Source organism: Sulfurospirillum sp. 1612, from assembly GCF_036556685.1.
Classification (GTDB): domain Bacteria; phylum Campylobacterota; class Campylobacteria; order Campylobacterales; family Sulfurospirillaceae; genus JAADIZ01.
In genome coordinates this window covers 638,511-657,595 of the sequence record NZ_CP140614.1, presented here as the reverse complement: position 1 = coordinate 657,595, position 19,085 = coordinate 638,511, and the positions used below count along the sequence as shown (strand labels likewise).

Here is a 19,085-nt window from a genome sequence, read left to right as displayed (position 1 = left end):
CTTATATTAAAAGAATCATAACCGTATCAATGTAGCACCATATCCTCCCATCTTAGCCGGAGCATCTCCAAAAGAGACCAAACTCGGATAGGTGGAAAGAAAATTTTTGACAGCATACGCGAGTTTTCCCGTGCCAATACCATGATAAACAAGCACCTCATCAAATCCGTTAATCAAAGCATCTGATAAAAATTTGTCTAATTTTTCGATTGCTTCATCGGCACGAAGGCCGTGTAAATCAAGTGTTACGCCACTATTTGAACGAGGCTTAGTAATCATCACGCGACTGGGTTTTGTAGGAGGATTGCCACTTCTTCGAAGACTCACTAAAGGAACCCGCATCGTAATACCATCACAATCAATCATCGCAATATCTTTTTTGATGGATTGAATCACCCCTTTGGAATTACCATATTTGACACGATCCCCGATTTTTAAATCTTCACTTTTTTGACTTAAAGTAACATTTTTTGCTGCTTTTTTGAATTCATGCGCTTTATTTAAGAAACGATGCCCTTCTTTGACATCTTTTGATTTAATCGCCTCTTTTGCCTCTTGAATTGCTTTGTTGAAACTCTTTTGCATTTTAAGCGTTGAATTTTCAAACTCTCTTTGTGAGCGTTCTTTTTCATCTTGAAGCGCTGATTTTAGTTTTTGGACATCTTTGAGCTTTTCATCAAGTTCGCGAGATTGTGCTCGCATTTGCAATTCTAAATCAATATTTTTCTGAATCAATTCATTGAGCTTTTCTTTATCTTCTCCATAAATCGTGCGTGCTTCTTGGATAATCGCAGGAGGAATTTTATATCGCAGTGCGGTCTCAAAAGCATAAGATTTTCCAATGGTTCCATTGATGAACTCATACGTCGGCCTTTGATTTTTTTCATCATAAATAGCGGCTAAAAGTTGCACACTCTCATGAGTAGCTAGCAAGGATGCCAAACGTTTGTGATGCGTCGTAATAATGATTTTAATATCTTTTTTGATTAAATTTTCAATGATGACTTTAAACAAACTCGCCGCTTCATCAGCATCAGTACCTAACTCAATCTCATCGATGCCCACCAAGGTATCTTTTTTGGAAAATAATTTGCTAAATTCACCCATTCTTCCTGCGAAAGTTGAGATGTCATTTTTGACATTTTGAGGGTCATCTAAAATAGCATTAATCTCTTTGAATGCACCTATTTCTGAGTGATTTGCATCAATTTTCATGGGCAACAAATATTTACTCAAAAACGCTGCACTCAGTATCGATTTTAAGAACATGGTTTTTCCACCGGCATTGACTCCGGTGATCATCAAAACATGTTTTGAAAAATCAATGCTGATAGGTTTGGGATCTTTGAGTGCGGGATGTGAAAATTTATGTAATGTAATCGTGTTGGTTTTTTTTGCTAGTACAAACTCTAAATCTTTCTCTTTTGCCAACATAACACGGGCATAATAAGCATCAAATCGGTCAAATTCTCTATTAACAAACGATAAAAATTTTACATATTTTGAAAAGATAGTGGATATTTTCTTTGTATAAGTGTAAATCAACTCCTCTTTTCGGTCAATCAAGGCACTCTCTTTGGATTTCAATGAGGCTATGGCATCAGGGAAAATATAAAAAAACCCACTACTACTTCGTCCCAAAACACTCCCTTTAATCACATGATTAAAGCCACCGCGCAGTAAAAGGGCTTCTTGATTGTTGATATAATGCACTTGTCTATCGACAAGATAAAGTGAGAGTTTGGTATTTGACATAATCCTTCTAAGCGCTTGTGCGGTCTCTTCTTTGATTCTAGAAAGGGCTTGTTCTATAGAGAGAAAGGTATCATCTATGGTACTTTTTAACTCCCCTTTTTCATTAAAGTATTGGCAGATTTCAGCAATCTCATCAGGAATTTCAATTTTGCGCATCCATTCGCCTAGACGATCTTCTACTAGGATTTTTTTGAGATACGTAAAATAGTTAATAATTTGCACAAAAGTATAAATTTCATAAATTTTCAAAACCCCTTGCTTGCTTAAATGCGCCAAAGGAACATCCAAATTTGCCACTTCAGGCGAGGCTTTGATATCGGTGATGTGCATTAATTCCTTGATAAATTTATAATGTATTTTAGAATCCCCCTCTATAAACAGGGGTTTTTTGCGGGCAAAATATCCTGAGAGTACGTGAAGGTACTCTTCTAAATCAAGTTTTGATGAGAGTGCGTTCATGGAGCTTTTTTACATGTTGAAATATCGACGACCACACCTTTTAAACTTTGAATGTTGCCCTTTGAGACAAACGAGAGGGTACCGGTCACAAATGTAAAATCTTTTGCATTCACAATATAATCGCCACATTTCAAATCATTTCCTTGTTCAAATATCTTGATTAATTCACGCTGTTTGTCTGCTTGTTGGGTATTGTAAAAGTTAAAACCCCAGCCAAGCGCCATTATCAAGGCAATTGAGACAATAATATAAATCTTGATACTCGTAGAGAGTGTATCTTTTTTGGATACAAAAGCAATCAAAATGGCCAAAATAAATAATAAAAGTAACACTATTTGCATCTGTTTTTTCCTATCATGATATACCTCGTAATTGATAAGTGATATCGCCAGCACCAAAACCGATGACCAATCCATCATCAAGTGCACCGACAATTTTATCATTATCAATGAGTTCCAAAGAATTCAGATTCTTTTTGAGAGATTGAACAAACGTGGGATGGTATTTTTGAAATTCTTTTTCAAAATTTATCTCCACATAAGGCTCTCCGACACTCCAAACCGGCAAGATAATCAATCGATCAACCGATTCAAAACACTCTACAAAACTCTCCAAATTGTCATGCGTTCGAGAGTATTTATGCGGTTGCCAAATCGCCGTGATTGTTTTCAGACCCATCATCTTGGCGTATTTTTTAGCAGATGTAATGGTCGCTTTAATCTCTGTGGGATGATGTCCATAATCATCAATCAAAGTAAAATTATTCTGTTTTTCTATAATATCAAATCGTTTTTTGATACCTCGATAATTTTTTATCTTTTTTCGGGCACTTTCCAAATCGATTTCATTCAAACTCGCTAAAATTGCCAACGAAGCATCTACCACGATATGGTCACCCATCCCCCAGACTTCAAATCTGCCCAAATCTTTGAGGATAAAAGAGGTGAAAGGTTCCGCATCTCGAATCACCGTTTTGACTTCTTTGATATCAACACTAGGATATAATCGAATCGCATCTAAATCATTTAAGGAGGCGAGAAATTCATCTTCTGCATTGATGACGCGAATCGTCGCACTTCGTAAAAATTGCTCATATGCTTTGTGAAATCGTACCAAATCATAATTATAATGTTCCATATGCTCAGGCTCCGCATTGGTTACCACGGCAATATAAGGATTGGAATTCAAAAAGCTCTCATCACTCTCATCGGCTTCAAAAATAATATTATTACCAGCACGATAGAACATATTCGTATCAAACTGTTTGCTCTCAGCACCAATAATAACCGTCCCCTCGACCAATGAGGCAAGCATCGCACTGGTCGTACTTTTGCCGTGAGCACCGCACACAGAAAACACACGTCGGTCTTTGAGTATCAAAGGAAGCGCATCTTTGCGAGAGAGTGTCATGATACCTTTGCGTCTTGATTCTTGAAGTTCGACATTGTCATCTTTGATAACCGCAGAGTAGATGACTAAATCTTGATCTGTGATATTATGGCGATCATGAGGTAAATGAACACCAATACCTTCAGCTTCCAATTTGGCTGTGATTTTGGTCGCTTTGACATCAGAACCGCTCACTTCAAAACCTTCTTGTTTCAAATATCTCGCCAATGCGGATAATCCAATGCCCCCGATTCCTACAAAATGAATTTTTTTCATATTGGCTTCCTATTTTTCATAAAATCCCTTAATCGCAATAATGCAGCTCTCGTTTTTTTGGCTTCTTCTACTAAGGCTATCCTAACATAAGCATCTCCCATTCCATCTCGACCGAGAAAACTTCCTGGCAATACACTCACATGCTCTTTTTCATACAAACTTTTAGTAAATTCTAAATCATCATCGACAGGCAACCACACATAAAACGTAGCTTTTGGCGGTTCAATCCCCAATATTTCTTTGGCAATTTCAAAGTTTTTTCTATATTTTTCTCTATTTTTTTCGACATGTTCTTCATCACTCCATGCCGCAGCTGCTGCTACTTGAAGCGGCAAAGGACTGGCCGTGCCGGTATAGGTTCGATATTTTGCATATTGTTTTAGGATCGTTGCATCCCCTGCAATAAAGCCAGATCGCAAACCGGGTGCACTGCTTCTTTTGGAAATCGAATTGATCACAAGGACATTTTTGAACGACTCGTTGCCCACATGAATACTGGCCTCCAACAAAGAGCGTGTCGGCTCATCATGATAGATTTCACTATAACACTCATCATTCATGACAACAAAGTCAAATTCTAAAGCTTTTTTGACCCACCAACCCAACTCCTCTATATTTAATGTTGCGGTTGTTGGATTGTTCGGAAAATTTAAAATGACCAAATCCACATCTTTAAGTTCTGCATCACTCAGATACGGAGCAAAATGATTGGACGCCTCAAGATTGATATGCAAACGACGCGCTCTTGACGCAATGGCAGCTCCTTCGTAAATTTGATAGAAAGGATTAGTATAAGCAATCAGAGGATTGGGCTTATCAAAAAGAAAGAATTGAGGAAAATTAAACAGCACTTCGCGGGTACCAAAAGTAGGGATAAGTTCACCGGGCTTGAGTGTCACATCAAATCTTTTTTTACAAAAATCATGCAACGCTTGTTTGAGATATGTCTCTCCTGCTGTTTTTGGATATTTTTTTAGCAAATTTGCACTGTTTTGAAGCGCCTCTTGAATGAAAATAGGTGTTTCAAATTGCGGTTCTCCTATCGTCAAAGCAATCGGCTCTAACGCAGGATTTGGTATCGTGTCTTTTAATAAATCCGTAAGTTTTTCAAACGGATAAGGTTCAAATCTCAATCAATTCTCCTTCTGTGGCATTTTTAATTTTTGCGTCATTAATTCGCCTTCTTTGTCAATATACAAATAATATAATAAATCTTTTTTCACTGCCATTCCCACCAAAAATCTCAACGCCAAATTAGCTTGCAATGACGCAACAAACATGACAATGGGCGCCGCGATTCCTGCGGGTTCTTTCTTAAAAACTTTAAAGGATTTAAAATCACTCTTTTCAAAAAAGCAAACTTGTCCGTTGAACTCTTCAACAGAACCATAAATCCAAGGAGTCCGTGATTTTCTAGCATAAGAGTCGATATTAGCACGTGCAAAGAGATTATCTGTAGCATCCAAAATTAAATCAACTTTGATGTTTTTCTCAGCAAACTCCTGAACATTGCAAATATGGACGATTGTTTTCACAAAAGGACAACGTCGCTGCAATAAATCCCCGACAATTTGGGCTTTATATTGACCATCATCTCCCGTTTTAAATGCAATTTGACGATGAATATTGTGAACACTAACAGTATCAAAATCGACCAAATGCACGGTCCCAATCCCACTACTTCCAAGACCGATTGCCAAAGAACTCCCAAGGCCACCGGCTCCGATTATAGCAATCGATTTATTTTGTAAACTGTTCTGTTTCTCTTCACCCCATAGTTTTAATTGCCTATGAAAATATTCCATCATAAGAGACCCTTTTTATCCAGTGTCCTCTTCCAACCCCACAGTTTTTTGGCCTCAGTGACATCAGATTTATTAATATCACATAACAAAATCTCTTCTTTATGCCCCAAAGAGACCTCCACCTCTCCATAAGGATTCACCAGTGCGCTGTGTCCATAAAACTTCCAAGAAGTCGTCTCATCAGTATAACTTCCGACACGATTTGCCCTCAAAATAAACATCGAATTTAAAAAGGCTCTGGTCTTGATCATCTCTTGCCATCTAAGTGCAGAATCAAACGTCGAGGATGAGGGCATCAAGACCACATCCACATTCTTTCGCATGGCATCCATCCAAGCGACATCAAAATGTGCTTCAAATCCGTTGATAATTCCAAAACGAATTTTATTTACTAAAAATGTCGGTATTGAAATATCACCTGCATCATTGTCAAAAAATGCTGCTTCATTCCAATGTTTATAATTTATCAATAATTGTTGTTGATAATAATGTACGCTTAGGGGTGAAAATCTCGCAACAGATTTCAACAATTTCCCCCCTTTAAGATGTACAATCGGAGCCACAATATTGAGATTATATTTTTTGGAGAGTTCTTTGAGCACCTTGATTTTATGGAGCGATTGTTCTTTTATCATGAGCGGTGGCATGGTTTCAAGCTCTTTAAAAAAACTATTGAGTGCATATTCACAAATCAGAACCAGTGACACCTCTTTTTGTTGGCAGATTCTAAAATAATAATCAAGTTTCGCATGACTCATCGGTAGTGTTGAGAGTTGTAATGCCGCCAATTTCATTATAGTGCTCCTTGTATCACGCAATTAGTCTTCGTTACTCGGTTGGAGTTGTTCATATTCTAATTTTGCATTTTCAATGATTTCGGATGCTTCATTTAATATGGCAATACCTTGTTTGTATCCCAACATCGCATCTTTTAAAGGAATCTCGGGATTTCCTAATGTTTCTAATATCTTTTTTGCTTTGACAAGCTTCTCTTCAAAACCTTCATTTTCTTGATTATCCGTTGTTTCATTGATTAATTCTTTAGCCATTGAGTGCTTTCCTTATATAAAAATCAAATTTATCATACTCCACCAAAAAGGCATCATGCCCATAACTACTATCCACACAAAAATACTCAACCCGATCCCCACGTCCCATATCAATCATCGTATTTTGGATGGTCTTCATCTCTTCTGGCATAAAAAGTAAATCACCTTGAAAGGATATAAGCGTCATCTTGGCTTTGATATTCGCCAGCGATGCTTTTAGAGAATCATAATTGCGAGCGGCATCGAAAATATTCATGGCCTTGACAATGTAGATATAACTCATCGGATCAAATCTCTTGGCAAAGTTATACGCATTATACTCTAAATAACGCTCCACCTGAAAACGTCCGAACAGTTCATACAAACCATCCGTTTCTACATAATTTCTTCCAAATTTTTTGGCCATAGAACGCGGACTTAAAAAGCTAATATGCCCTGCCATACGGGCGATAGCAAAACTATTTAGTGGCAATTCTGCAAATTCTTCTTTTTCATAATTACCATTTTGGAAACGCGGGTCATTAACAATACCTTCAATCGCGATTTTATTAAAAGAAATGGCCCAAGCAGAGGTGGCGTATGTTGAGGCTAGCATGACAACTTTGTCTGTGAATTCAGGATACTCAACTCCCACGCATAACGCTTGCATGCCACCTAGTGAGCCCCCAATAACCGCATACGCTTTTTCTATGCCCAAGCGCTTAAAAAGAGACATTTGCGCACTCACCATATCGCTAATGGTGATAACAGGAAAATTGAGACGAAACATTTTACCTGATTTTTTATCCATAGAAGTTGGTCCACTAGAGCCAAAACAACTACCCAAAATATTCACACAGATAACAAAATATTTTTGTGTATCGATGACTTTACCATCACCAATCAAAGGATCCCACCAACCCGGTTTGGAATCGCCCTCATATCTTCCGGCTGCATGATGACTGCCTGTCAAAGCATGAAATACAACAATCGCATTGGATTTATCATGATTTAATGTCCCATAAGTCTCATAAGCGAGATCATACCCTTCTAGGATACGACCACTCTCGAGATAGAGTTGATTATCAAAATGCTCAACCGCCGTTACGATTTTCAAAGAATATTCCTCTTTTAATTAATTCTATAATTTGGCGCTTCATGCGTAATGAGAACATCATGAACATGGCTCTCTTTGAGGCCTGCGCTAGTAATCTCTACAAATTCTGCTTTTTCTTGATAATCGATAATATCACGACCGCCTACATATCCCATAGAAGATCTCAATCCTCCGACAAGTTGATGTACGACATCTTTGATGGATCCCACATATGGAACTCGACCTTCAATTCCTTCTGGTACGAGTTTATCAGCAGCTGTTCCTTCTTGAAAATATCGATCCGTACTTCCTTTGGCCATCGCGCCGATACTTCCCATACCACGGTATGTTTTGTATTGACGTCCTTGATAGGTAATAATCTCACCGGGACTCTCTTCAGTACCTGCCATCAAGCTTCCAATCATCACAGAGCTTGCTCCCACAGCAAGGGCTTTTGCGATGTCTCCGGAGTATTTAATCCCACCATCTGCGATGATAGGCACCCCATAAGCACGTCCTGCTTCACAACATTCATCGATTGCTGAAATTTGTGGAACACCAACACCTGAGACGATTCTTGTCGTACAAATACTTCCCGGTCCGATTCCTACTTTGACCGCATCGACTCCGGCTTCGATTAATGCAATCGTTCCATCTTTTGTCGCGACATTACCAGCAATAACATCTACTTTAAATGTCTCTTTTAGTTTTTTAACCGTATCAATAATACCTTTGGAGTGACCATGAGCAGAATCAAGAACCAAGACATCGACACCTGCTTCCACTAATGCTTCGGCTCGATCCATTTGTCCTACTCCAATAGCCGCACCTACGACAAGTCGTCCGTATTGATCTTTATTGGAATTAGGATACTCTTTTCGTTTCTTTAAGTCTTTAATCGTAATCAAGCCTTCCAAAACATTATCTTTGCCGACAATTGGAAGTTTTTCTACTTTATTGGTTTTAAATATCGCTTCAGCTTGATCAAGTGTTGTCCCAACAGATACAGTGATTAACGGCATCGGAGTCATCACTTCGCCGACTTTTTTTGTGTAATCTGTCTCAAATCGAAGGTCTCGATTTGTCAAGATACCAATCAATATATTTTTATCATTGATAACGGGTACACCGGAGATTCTATATTCACTCATGATAGCAAGTGCTTCTTTGACACTCGCATCAATGTGAATCGACACCGGGTCAATAATAATACCGCTCTCGCTTTTTTTTACTCTTTTAATCTCTCGTGCTTGAGATTCTATATCCATATTTTTATGAACAATCCCAATACCACCGAGTCGTGCCATCATGATAGCCGCTCTGTGCTCGGTGACCGTATCCATCGCCGCGCTTATCAAAGGGATATTTAAAGATATATTTTTCGTCAATTTTGAACGTACATCAACTTTTTTTGGTAAAATTTCAGAATATTGTGGCACTAATAAGACATCCTCAAATGTCAACGCTCTTTTTTTTATTTTCATTCAATGTCTCCTTTAATTTAAGAGAAGTAAGACACTCTCTCAAAATCCGATTTCATTCTTGTCAATAGTATCGGTATAACTGTATAGGCAATATCATTGCAACGCGTACTCTTGTGCCTATTTTAAAGCCAATTCTCTCTCTAAACTCATCGCTCCATCAAACAAATCTTGCTCATAGAATGCTTTTGCAATCAATTGACCGCCGATTGGCAATCCTTGATTGTTTTTGCCCAAAGGCACGGAGATTCCTGGCAAACCCGCTAGATTGAGTGAAATCGTATAAATATCACTCAAATACATCTCAAGAGGGTCTTTTTTACTGCCAAACTCAAAGGCTGCTGTTGGGGCTACGGGTGTGAAAATCAAATCTGCTTCTTCAAATATCGCTTCATATTGGTGTTTGATAAAATGTCTGGCTTTTTGAGCTTTGATATAATAGGCATCATAATACCCACTGCTTAAGACAAATGTCCCCAATAAAATTCGCCTTTTGACCTCTTCTCCAAAGCCTTGACTTCGGCTAGAGAGGTACATCTCTTTTAAGCTCTCATTAGACGTTCTATTGCCATATCGCACGCCATCATAACGGCTCAAATTGGCACTTGCTTCTGCCGTTGCGATGACGTAATACGTCGCAATATCGTATTTGGAATTGATAAAATTTTTATAGATAATCTTATGTCCGGCTTTTTCTAATGCTTTGATACCTTCTTGCATCTTTTCACGAACATCATCACTCGCCTCAGCAAGATAATTTTCAATCACCGCAATGGTGAGTTTTTTATCAGGGTTTAGGCAATCAGAGACTTTAGCATGTTCGATATTGGCGCTTGTGGAATCTTTTGGATCATGACCGGCTAAAATATCATAAAGAATCGCAGCATCTTCTACGTTTTGCGTGATGGGTCCGATCTGATCAAGTGAGCTAGAATATGCTCCCAAACCATATCGACTCACCTTTCCGTAAGTCGGTTTCATTCCCACACATCCACAAAATGATGCCGGTTGTCTAATACTACCACCCGTATCACTTCCTAGTGCGGCAATCGCCAAACCAGCGGCTACCGCAGCGGCACTTCCGCCACTACTGCCACCAGGGACTCTTGAAAAATCATGAGGATTTTTCGTCACGCCATAAAACGAACTCTCTGTAGAACTTCCCATAGCAAATTCATCCATATTGGTTCTACCCATAGGAGCCAATCCGTTATTGAGCATTTTATTGATAACCGTTGCATTATAAGGAGCGATGTATCCTTGTAAAATATTAGAACCACCGGTTACTTCCCATCCATTGACTTGAATATTATCTTTAATGGCGATAGGAATTCCATCCATATATTGAGATATCTCCTGGTCGGTTAATTGTTCAACATAAGCCCCGATCTCTCTTCTCTCTTCGATTTCTCGCAATAATTCTCTTCTGATCTCCGCAATCTCTTCTTGTGGAAGTTTCAGTGATTCTTTTAAAGTTATCAACTTATTTCTCCTCAAATTTTCTATTTTTTACCAAAAATATGCCTATTGCAATCATAACAAATATGACGCCAATAGTCCCAAAGATCATACCAAGATGTGTGTGTTGCGTCATATCAAACATTGACAACCTCAGCACATCTGTGGCACAACTCATCCTCATTCTGTGCTCTATATTTCCAACATCTAGGGCATTTATGTTTTGAAGTGTTGTAGATTGTAAAAGTATCACCATCAACCTCAAATGTCCCAAGGGCTTGCTCTTCTTTATGCGCAAATATACGACTTACGGTAAACCAATCTTCTGCATCGACTTTTTCAAGTGCTTCGATTTTAGCGGATGTTGTCGAAATGACAACTTCTAAGGTAGATTTGATTTTTTTCTCTTTTTTCAATGTATCAACGATTTCAAAGAATTTTTCTCTCGCACTGACCATGTACGCCTCATCAAAGTCTACACTAATATCATCAAGCGGTTTATAGACCAAATCAAAAACATCATGTGCTTCTTCTTTGATGATTTTAGGTGCATATTCTAATAATTCATCCATCGAATAAGTCAAAGTCGGTGCTAGCAGGGCAATCAAACGACGCGCTATCAACGCCATCGCTGTTTGTGCTGAGCGTCTTAATCGGTCATCTTTGTCATTACAATAGAGACGATCTTTGGAGATATCAAGATAAATACCGCTCAACTCTACAGTGATAAAGTGTGACAGAAGTCCAAATCCTTTAGAAAAATCATATTCTCTAAATTTGACCTCCACTTCGTCAAAAACCTCTTTAGCATGAGAAAGAATCCAACGATCTAGCGTACCCATCTCTTCAGCAGGGAGCAGAGTTTCTAAATCATAAACATTGGACAACAAGAACCGACATGTATTTCTAATTTTTCGATATTGTTCACTGACTTGCTTCAAAATACCATCACTAATCTTTTGGTCATTCATATAATCACTCAAACCAACCCACAATCGTAAGATTTCAACTCCGTATTTTTTGGCAATCTCAAGAGGGGCTACCACGTTGCCTTTGGATTTGCTCATCTTCTCACCTTTGGCATCCATAGTGAAACCATGAGTGAGGATGGATTGATATGGGGCATGAGCACGTGCGGCTGTGGAAACGAGAAGAGAACTTTGGAACCAACCTCGATGTTGATCACTGCCTTCTAGATACATACTCGCAGGATAACTTCCCGCATCATAAGCCCCTGATTCAAGTACGGCTTTCCACGTACTACCACTATCAAACCACACATCCAAAATATCCATGACTTTTTCAAGATTTTCAGGATCATACCCACTTTGCGGATCTAGTAAATCTTTGATCTCTAAATCCCACCAAGCATCTGCACCACGCTCTTTAAAAATAGCAGTAATATAAGCTAAGACATTGTCATCAAAGATCGGTTTTCCAGTACTTTTATCTCTAAAAAAGGCGATAGGAACTCCCCAATCTCTCTGTCTTGAAATACACCAATCGGGTCTATTTTCAATCATCGTTCCGAGTCTGTTAATCCCTGTTGATGGATAAAAACGTACCTTTTGCAACTCTTGTGTTGCCATTTGGCGTAGTGTTTGTGGATAATGAGTCGCCTCATCCATCGCGACAAACCATTGTTTGGTCGCTCTATAAATAACCGGTTTATGCGTTCTCCAACAATAAGGGTAGGAGTGAACAAATTTTGAACATTTTAACAGAGAATCTCCTAAGAGTTCAAGGATGCGTTCGTTTGATTTAAAGATATGCTCACCCACAAAACTTTGCGCATCTGGCAATAAGCCCTCTCGTACTACCGTTTCATCATAACAACCACGATCATCCACAGGCATCATGACTTCTAGATTATATTTTAGACCGACTTTATAATCATCCTCTCCGTGTCCAGGTGCTGTATGAACACAACCACTACCACCATCCATGGTGACATGATCGCCTAAAATCAATTTGGAATCTCGATCATTCAAAGGAGATGTTGCATAAAGATTTTCTAAAATATCTGCTTTAAACGTTTTGACGATTTTACCACGAATAATCTCTTGCGCGATAAGATCATCATACAATGCCTTAGCCACGATATAATGATCATCAGTGAGAACATAATCTTCTTCTGGATTAAAGGAAATTGCCATATTAGCGGGCAAAGTCCATGGTGTCGTGGTCCAAATCACGACACTCGCTTCTTCTACATCTAAGACTTTTTTAGCCGCTTCTTGGAGTGGAAATGCTACAAATATAGAATAATCTTCTTTATCTTGGTATTCGATTTCTGCTTCTGCCAACGCACTTCGTGCTGCCCATGACCAATACACTGGTTTACTTCGCTCAACCAATAAGCCTTTTTTGGCCACTTCACACAAAGCACTATAAATTTCAGCTTCAAATTCAAACTTCATCGTCATATAAGGATTAACCCAATCCCCAATCACGCCTAGCGATTTGAACTCTTCTCTTTGGATATCGATGAATTTTCGCGCATGTTCACGACACAGCTCTCTAAATTTACTTTTAGGCATGGCATCTTTTTTAGGCTTGCCTATCTTTTTTTCAACTTGTTGTTCTATCGGAAGTCCATGACAATCCCAACCGGGAACGTATCGCACATTTTCACCGAAAAAATAGTGTGTTTTGACAATCATGTCTTTTAAAATTTTATTGAGAGCATGTCCGATGTGAATGTGTCCATTCGCATACGGAGGTCCATCATGTAGGAAAAAGCTTTTCGTAGCATTTTTTCTGTTGTTTATCATTTTGTTGTAAGCACTATTTTCTTCGCCAAACCACGCTTTATACCGCAACGGCTCTTTATTAGGGAGATTCCCTCGCATTGGGTAATCTGTTTGTGGCAATAGCAATGAATCTTTATAATCCATAATCGAATACTCCTTGAATAATCACAAAAAATTCTTGCAATCTTAAAAATTAGAAGATTTTATCTAAAATCTATTTAAGAAGCACTTATCTGGTATAATTACAAGCATAGTGTATCAATTATTTTAGGAGCATCACATGAGCAGTTCACTGATTATTGTCGGAGAATCCATCCTCTACAATCCCTCATTTATGGATTATATAATGCGGACTTTAAAACAGCACGTTTCGTTCTTTAATTCCATTAAACTGATTGACAAAAATGATAGTAATTTTTTCATAGAATTAGAAGAGATGATTCACAAATATGAACAAACCATCGTCATTGCACAAGAGGACTCTTTTAATTTTGTCAACAAAATATTCTCGACTCTTGACAATGATAACTTAGTGTTGAAAGACAATATGTTGATTCCGTCAAAAACGCTCGTTTATGAGGCGCATTCTTATATCATGAAGAAAGATGAGCATCTTATTAATGTCATGTGTGTCAATGAAAATGAAACACTCCCTCAAGTTCTCATCAATACGGCCTTTACATCAAGAACCTTTACTATTGTTGATATTGATATGGATTCTATCAATGTATTACTTGAGCCTCTTTGTGAAACTTATGAAATCAAAATCAACGCGACGGCGATTATCGCCGGATGGACTTGTGTGAATGCCAAAGCCAATAAATATGGAAATTTAGAAAATTTCTTGAAAGCTGTCAAATCTCTTTTTGCTCACAAATACATTGAAACCGATAATGTAATTCAACATATTACGGAGCGTTTAGAGAAAAACGAGAAAAAAATCACCGCCGTAGAAAGTTGCACTGGTGGATTGATTAGTTCTATGCTCACCAAGCAAGCGGGTGTTTCTTCTGTTTTTGATGGTGGATTGGTCACATATGCCAATACGATTAAAGAATCATGGCTCGGAGTCAGCGCACAAACTTTAGAAAAATACGGGGCGGTCAGTGAGGCTTGTGTGCAAGAGATGTTAGATGGCGCCCTACAAGCCAGTCATGCAGATTATGCACTTGCGACAAGTGGCATCGCTGGTCCTAGTGGCGGCAGTGCACAAAAACCAGTCGGCACGGTTTTTGTTGGCGCCAAAATTGCGGGTGGTCTCACGCGCATTGAAAGATTGTTGCTTCATGGAGACCGAATATACATCCAAAAACAGAGCGCTTATCATGCATTTAAATTGCTATTACAGATTGAAAAAACACTCTTTTGAAAAATATTTCAATTTTTTTAATTTTTCTCTTGACAAATAAATCTTTTTTCTCTATAATTTCAACCTCATTACAAAATGAACGACCCGTTAGCTCAGCTGGTAGAGCATCTCCCTTTTAAGGAGGTGGCCGTTGGTTCGAATCCAACACGGGTCACCATTAATAATGCGACCCCATCGTCTAGTGGTCCAGGACCCCGCCCTTTCACGGCGGTAACAGGGGTTCAAATCCCCTTGGGGTCGCCATTTTTTGTTTGAATCGTTCCTGGACAGTATCGGTCGTTTAGCTCAGTTGGTAGAGCGCCACCCTTACAAGGTGGATGTCAGAAGTTCGAGTCTTCTAACGACCACCATTTCTAAAAGTTTAGTCTCTAAACTTTGTAGCAAATTATTTATGTGCGGCGGTAGTTCAGTTGGTTAGAATATCGGCCTGTCACGCCGAGGGTCGCGAGTTCGAGTCTCGTCCGCCGCGCCACTTCATTTTATCATATTAAATTCTATTACTTCTTTCTTTTAACCCTTGGTTTTCATAAATATCAATTTCTGTGATGTATTGTGGATTTTTTTCTTTCAAATTTTCATCCATATAGGCAATCAACTTAGCATCAGCATTTTTATGACTGGCCACTAAGAGTATAAAATTAAGATAGACTTTAATTCCTTTTGGCAGCTTGTACTTTACTTTTTTGGGAAAAGGAAAATCTGATATCACCATATCAACCGCTTTTTGGAGATCCTCTCGGGTACTCTTTCGGCTAGCAGCAATCTCATTCATGTCTTTAATCGTAAACTGAGGGGTATCCTCATGCGGAGTTTTTACAACTTTAGTCTCGACAACCAAATTGTTATTTCGGATGGTAATAAATACAATCGCAATAAAAATGCAGACAACAATAAAGATAATAACACCAATAATCAAATATTTTTCTTGCAACCTCAACCCTTTACAAGATAAGATAAGTATTATTATAGCAAATGCCGCCAAGCTTTATGCTTAGCGGCAGTATGTATTAGAGTTTTTTGTCCATGTGTCGGTTTCTAAAAGCTAACACAATCACAGCAAATACTGTCGCGACAGTATAATAGACAAATGTCGGAATCGGAACGGGATCCCCGGTGGCATAAGAGTGCATACCAGAGAGGTAAAAATTCACCCCGAAGTAGGTCATGATGATTGAAGCGTATGCCAAGGTAGAAGCCACAGCAAAGGCAAATGGATTACTGAGTTTTGGAACAAATCTAAAATGCACCACTGAGGCAAAAATCAAAATCGAGACAAGAGCCCAAGTCTCTTTTGGATCCCAACCCCAATATCGTCCCCACGATTCATTGGCCCAAACACCACCAAGAAAGTTTCCGATAGTCAGTAAACTAAGACCAAGTATCATCGCCATTTCGTTAATCCTTGTCGCTTCTATGATACTTCTATCGATCTCTTTTGCTCGTATGGTATCGGCTTTTGGTTGTCTGAAAATAAACAAAATCAAAGTAAAGAATCCCAAAAGTGCACACAATCCCAAGAAACCATAACTTGCCGTAATGACCGAGACATGAATATCTAGCCAATAAGAATTTAGCACCGGAACCAAGGTTGTAATCTGTGGGTCCATCCAACTAAGATGTGCCACAAAGAGTGTCACACCGGCGAGTATGGAGGTCAACGAGAGTGCAATGACGGCTTGGCGTGAGAAAAATATCCCAGAGAGCGTAATCGCCCAAGCGATGTAGATCATCGACTCATACCCATTGCTCCATGGGGCGTGTCCATCGATATATCCTCTCAAAATTAAGCCGATTGTATGTGCTGCAAAACCCAAAAGGATAATCCAAAACATAATTTTTGTCACAATTTTAATGTTAAGTTTTGGTTTGAGCATTTTTGCAAACACGAACATCAACAAAATTAATCCACTCAACAAATATACCGGTGTCAATCGTTGAAAAATTCGCGCCTTGTTAAAAAACATCTCGGCGGCTATTTTGCTTTTGCTTGGTATGATTTCAGAGGCATACATGACTTGATACTTTTTAATCGCGCCAATCGCATCATCAGCATCACTCCAATTGCCACTTTTTAAACCAATAGCGATGCCATTGAAATATTCTGATAATAATTTTCGAACATCATTCGCTTCAGATTTTGGAAACGTCGTTAATGCTTGCTTTGGGCTAAACCATTTATTTGATTGGTCATTAATCTTTGGAATAATTTTCAGTAAATCTCCCGTATAAACCATGTAACAAATATTCAGACGTTCATCGACTTTCAAGACATCTTTGTCAAATTTATTTCGTGCACTTGGTTTTTTTCTGCTCGCCTCTTCTGCATATTTGGCAAGTTTATAAGAGCCTCCATCGTTATTAGTCACAAAAAATTGATTAAATGTTGCATATTTTTCGTCTGCTTTCATTCCTAATATTTTTTTGATTGTTGGATGAAATACATAAATCATTTTTTGAGTTTGCCACTCTTGTGGGCTGGCAATCATCCCCAAAATCACTTGATTTGAATCTAAACCTTTGTAATTGGTACCACGATAAACTTTGTTGAGAATATCGGTAGAGAGCGTATCAATAGGCTTGATTCGACCATCGGCACTTTGTACTAATATCGTACCAAAATTATCGGCACTCTGTTTTTGAAATTGTGTTAGACTTTTCCAGATTTGATCATCTGCTTTGGCTTGATTCGCACCAAAAAAACTCAAGGCGATAAAAAATGCCATAAGAAGCGATTTCATTTTGTTTGCATCCCTTTGTACCATATTTGCCAACTTTCTAAATCTACTTTTTGGATTTAAGAGATTGAAAAACAATCCAAGTCCCAACAAGAAATACCCCAAATAGGTTGGCCATTTACCTGGGTCTTTGTTGACAGAAAGGATGGTTCCCATCTCATCTTGGTCATATGATGATTGAAAAAATCGGTAACCACCATAATTTAACACATGATTCATATAAATCCGATATGGCATATGAACATTATTCGCTTTGTCTAATACTTCTACTTCACTGGCATAAGACATCGGCGACATAGAACCAGGATAGCGTTCTAGTTGAAATTCTAATAATTTGATTTTAAAAGGTAGTTTAATGGTGCGACTGCCCCATTCAAATTCAAATGGTGTTCCGGCAATCACCACTTTTTTGGCAATTCCTTTGGCACCTTTGCCCCGGCCAAATACGGTCACATCTTCAGATTTTCCTTTGTATGTGACGTTCATGGTGAGCGCTGAGAGTTTCATGCCAGGACGATTAAACATCGGATTGGTTTCACTCACAATTTTTTCTTTGGCATGCACTAACATCTGACGTGGTGCAATATTGATCGCACCGACGGTATAAAGTTTGCCTGTTGTCCATTCATTTTCTTGATTGGCCGCAAAACCTCCCCGCGCACGATCTGCCATCCTAAACCAACCGATAGCTTTCGCAGAATCAATATAAAATTTATTATTCTTTACATAAATTTGAATGACATTTTTAGTCGTTTGTCCCACAGGGGCATCAAAAGCAATGAGATTATTTCCCGCTTCGTAGACTTGTCCTTTTCGCAATGTCACATTATCAGGTCGTCCATTGACACTGACCAACATGGTAACTGTCGCGACTCCCTTTGGATCAGAAACCAACTTTGTGACCGCATTAGGGATGTATTTTTTAAAACTGATATTGGCCACATCACCGGCGACATCTAACTTCATATCAAACTGATTGTTACTAATCGTAGATAAAAGTTTTTTGAGACTGGTTTCGTATTTTTTGTCACCTTTGATAGCGCTGACGGTGACATAAGGCGTATTGGAGAGCATACGATCTGCGCTCATGCCATTTCTGATATGCAAGATACCTTCGTATCCAAAATAGCGCGTTACCCCTGCTCCAATCAAAATGACAATAAAGCCAAGATGAAATAAAAAGGCCGGCAACTTTTCAAATTTATACATTTTATATTTAAAAATATTATAAATCAGTAAAATTGCAAGAGCGACTTGTATCGCAGCAAACCACCAGCTTGTGTAGATAATCGACCATGCAGCTTCCGTACCGAAATCGTTCTCTACAAAAGTGGCAACACCACTTACGACACCAAAAATAAAAAGAAGTAAAATCACTGTCCTCATAGACATTAATGATTTAAAAAGCTTATTCATAAAATCCCCTATGTTATAATATAAGGGATTTTAACGCAATAAAGTAAATATTGTTTAAATATTAG

14 protein-coding genes and 4 tRNA genes are annotated in these 19,085 nt (G+C 38.5%); 5 read left to right on the top strand and 13 right to left on the bottom strand.

Features of this window, described 5'->3' with window-relative positions; translation table 11 throughout:
* Positions 1 to 15 precede the first annotated feature (15 nt).
* The 11 genes from SFB89_RS03295 to ileS form a co-directional block, all read right to left on the bottom strand.
* Positions 16 to 2,214, bottom strand: coding sequence for an endonuclease MutS2 (locus tag SFB89_RS03295; RefSeq protein ID WP_331775517.1), 2,199 nt, complete (start codon positions 2,212 to 2,214; stop codon positions 16 to 18).
* Positions 2,211 to 2,555 carry a hypothetical protein gene (locus SFB89_RS03290; protein WP_331775516.1) on the bottom strand — a complete coding sequence of 115 codons (345 nt, stop codon included), beginning with the start codon at positions 2,553 to 2,555 and terminating at the stop codon, positions 2,211 to 2,213. Before SFB89_RS03290 ends, SFB89_RS03295 begins: the two co-directional genes overlap by 4 nt.
* 13 nt (positions 2,556 to 2,568) lie before the next feature.
* Positions 2,569 to 3,879 carry a UDP-N-acetylmuramate--L-alanine ligase gene (gene murC, locus SFB89_RS03285; protein WP_331775515.1) on the bottom strand — a complete coding sequence of 437 codons (1,311 nt, stop codon included), beginning with the start codon at positions 3,877 to 3,879 and terminating at the stop codon, positions 2,569 to 2,571.
* Positions 3,876 to 5,012, bottom strand: coding sequence for a succinyldiaminopimelate transaminase (locus SFB89_RS03280; RefSeq protein WP_331775514.1), 1,137 nt, complete (start codon positions 5,010 to 5,012; stop codon positions 3,876 to 3,878). The genes murC and SFB89_RS03280 overlap by 4 nt, the downstream gene beginning before the upstream one ends.
* The gene (locus SFB89_RS03275; protein WP_331775513.1) at positions 5,013 to 5,687 is read right to left on the bottom strand and encodes a HesA/MoeB/ThiF family protein; all 675 of its coding nucleotides are present in this window, start codon (positions 5,685 to 5,687) and stop codon (positions 5,013 to 5,015) included.
* Positions 5,684 to 6,478, bottom strand: coding sequence for a carbon-nitrogen hydrolase family protein (locus tag SFB89_RS03270; RefSeq protein WP_331775512.1), 795 nt, complete (start codon positions 6,476 to 6,478; stop codon positions 5,684 to 5,686). Before SFB89_RS03270 ends, SFB89_RS03275 begins: the two co-directional genes overlap by 4 nt.
* A 24-nt stretch (positions 6,479 to 6,502) precedes the next feature.
* Complete coding sequence (xseB, locus tag SFB89_RS03265; protein ID WP_331775511.1) at positions 6,503 to 6,733, bottom strand: exodeoxyribonuclease VII small subunit; 231 nt, start codon at positions 6,731 to 6,733, stop codon at positions 6,503 to 6,505.
* Positions 6,726 to 7,829, bottom strand: a complete 1,104-nt coding sequence (gene metX / locus SFB89_RS03260; RefSeq protein WP_331775510.1) for a homoserine O-acetyltransferase MetX — start codon at positions 7,827 to 7,829, stop codon at positions 6,726 to 6,728. Before metX ends, xseB begins: the two co-directional genes overlap by 8 nt.
* 14 nt (positions 7,830 to 7,843) lie before the next feature.
* Positions 7,844 to 9,292 carry an IMP dehydrogenase gene (gene guaB, locus SFB89_RS03255; RefSeq protein ID WP_331775509.1) on the bottom strand — a complete coding sequence of 483 codons (1,449 nt, stop codon included), beginning with the start codon at positions 9,290 to 9,292 and terminating at the stop codon, positions 7,844 to 7,846.
* 117 nt (positions 9,293 to 9,409) lie between these two features.
* The gene (gene gatA, locus SFB89_RS03250) at positions 9,410 to 10,771 is read right to left on the bottom strand and encodes an Asp-tRNA(Asn)/Glu-tRNA(Gln) amidotransferase subunit GatA (RefSeq protein WP_331775508.1); all 1,362 of its coding nucleotides are present in this window, start codon (positions 10,769 to 10,771) and stop codon (positions 9,410 to 9,412) included.
* A gap of 113 nt (positions 10,772 to 10,884) precedes the next feature.
* Positions 10,885 to 13,644: an isoleucine--tRNA ligase gene (ileS, locus tag SFB89_RS03245; RefSeq protein ID WP_331775507.1), complete on the bottom strand. Its 2,760-nt coding sequence runs from the start codon at positions 13,642 to 13,644 to the stop codon at positions 10,885 to 10,887.
* A 136-nt stretch (positions 13,645 to 13,780) separates the two neighbouring features.
* On the opposite strand from ileS, the gene SFB89_RS03240 reads away from it, so the two are divergent.
* From SFB89_RS03240 to SFB89_RS03220, 5 genes are all read left to right on the top strand, one after another.
* Positions 13,781 to 14,869, top strand: coding sequence for a CinA family protein (locus SFB89_RS03240; protein WP_331775506.1), 1,089 nt, complete (start codon positions 13,781 to 13,783; stop codon positions 14,867 to 14,869).
* Positions 14,870 to 14,950: 81 nt separating this feature from the next.
* Positions 14,951 to 15,026 (top strand) — tRNA-Lys (locus tag SFB89_RS03235).
* A 10-nt stretch (positions 15,027 to 15,036) separates the two neighbouring features.
* Positions 15,037 to 15,112: transfer RNA gene (locus tag SFB89_RS03230), tRNA-Glu, on the top strand.
* 31 nt (positions 15,113 to 15,143) lie between these two features.
* A tRNA-Val gene (locus SFB89_RS03225) sits at positions 15,144 to 15,219 on the top strand.
* 45 nt (positions 15,220 to 15,264) lie between these two features.
* A tRNA-Asp gene (locus SFB89_RS03220) sits at positions 15,265 to 15,341 on the top strand.
* Positions 15,342 to 15,356: 15 nt separating this feature from the next.
* Here the strand turns inward: SFB89_RS03220 and SFB89_RS03215 are convergent.
* Positions 15,357 to 15,800 carry a hypothetical protein gene (locus tag SFB89_RS03215; protein WP_331775505.1) on the bottom strand — a complete coding sequence of 148 codons (444 nt, stop codon included), beginning with the start codon at positions 15,798 to 15,800 and terminating at the stop codon, positions 15,357 to 15,359.
* A 76-nt stretch (positions 15,801 to 15,876) separates the two neighbouring features.
* Entirely contained in the window at positions 15,877 to 19,020 is a 3,144-nt protein-coding gene (gene ccsA, locus SFB89_RS03210) for a cytochrome c biogenesis protein CcsA (RefSeq protein WP_331775504.1), read from the bottom strand.
* Positions 19,021 to 19,085: the final 65 nt, after the last annotated feature.

Coding starts and splice junctions, on each gene's coding strand:
- SFB89_RS03295 (WP_331775517.1), bottom strand. CDS start 2,214: ATGAACGCACTCTCATCAAAACTTGATTTAGAAGAGTACCTTCACGTA.
- SFB89_RS03290 (WP_331775516.1), bottom strand. CDS start 2,555: ATGCAAATAGTGTTACTTTTATTATTTATTTTGGCCATTTTGATTGCT.
- murC (WP_331775515.1), bottom strand. CDS start 3,879: ATGAAAAAAATTCATTTTGTAGGAATCGGGGGCATTGGATTATCCGCA.
- SFB89_RS03275 (WP_331775513.1), bottom strand. CDS start 5,687: ATGATGGAATATTTTCATAGGCAATTAAAACTATGGGGTGAAGAGAAA.
- SFB89_RS03270 (WP_331775512.1), bottom strand. CDS start 6,478: ATGAAATTGGCGGCATTACAACTCTCAACACTACCGATGAGTCATGCG.
- xseB (WP_331775511.1), bottom strand. CDS start 6,733: ATGGCTAAAGAATTAATCAATGAAACAACGGATAATCAAGAAAATGAA.
- guaB (WP_331775509.1), bottom strand. CDS start 9,292: ATGAAAATAAAAAAAAGAGCGTTGACATTTGAGGATGTCTTATTAGTG.
- ileS (WP_331775507.1), bottom strand. CDS start 13,644: ATGGATTATAAAGATTCATTGCTATTGCCACAAACAGATTACCCAATG.
- SFB89_RS03240 (WP_331775506.1), top strand. CDS start 13,781: ATGAGCAGTTCACTGATTATTGTCGGAGAATCCATCCTCTACAATCCC.
- ccsA (WP_331775504.1), bottom strand. CDS start 19,020: ATGAATAAGCTTTTTAAATCATTAATGTCTATGAGGACAGTGATTTTA.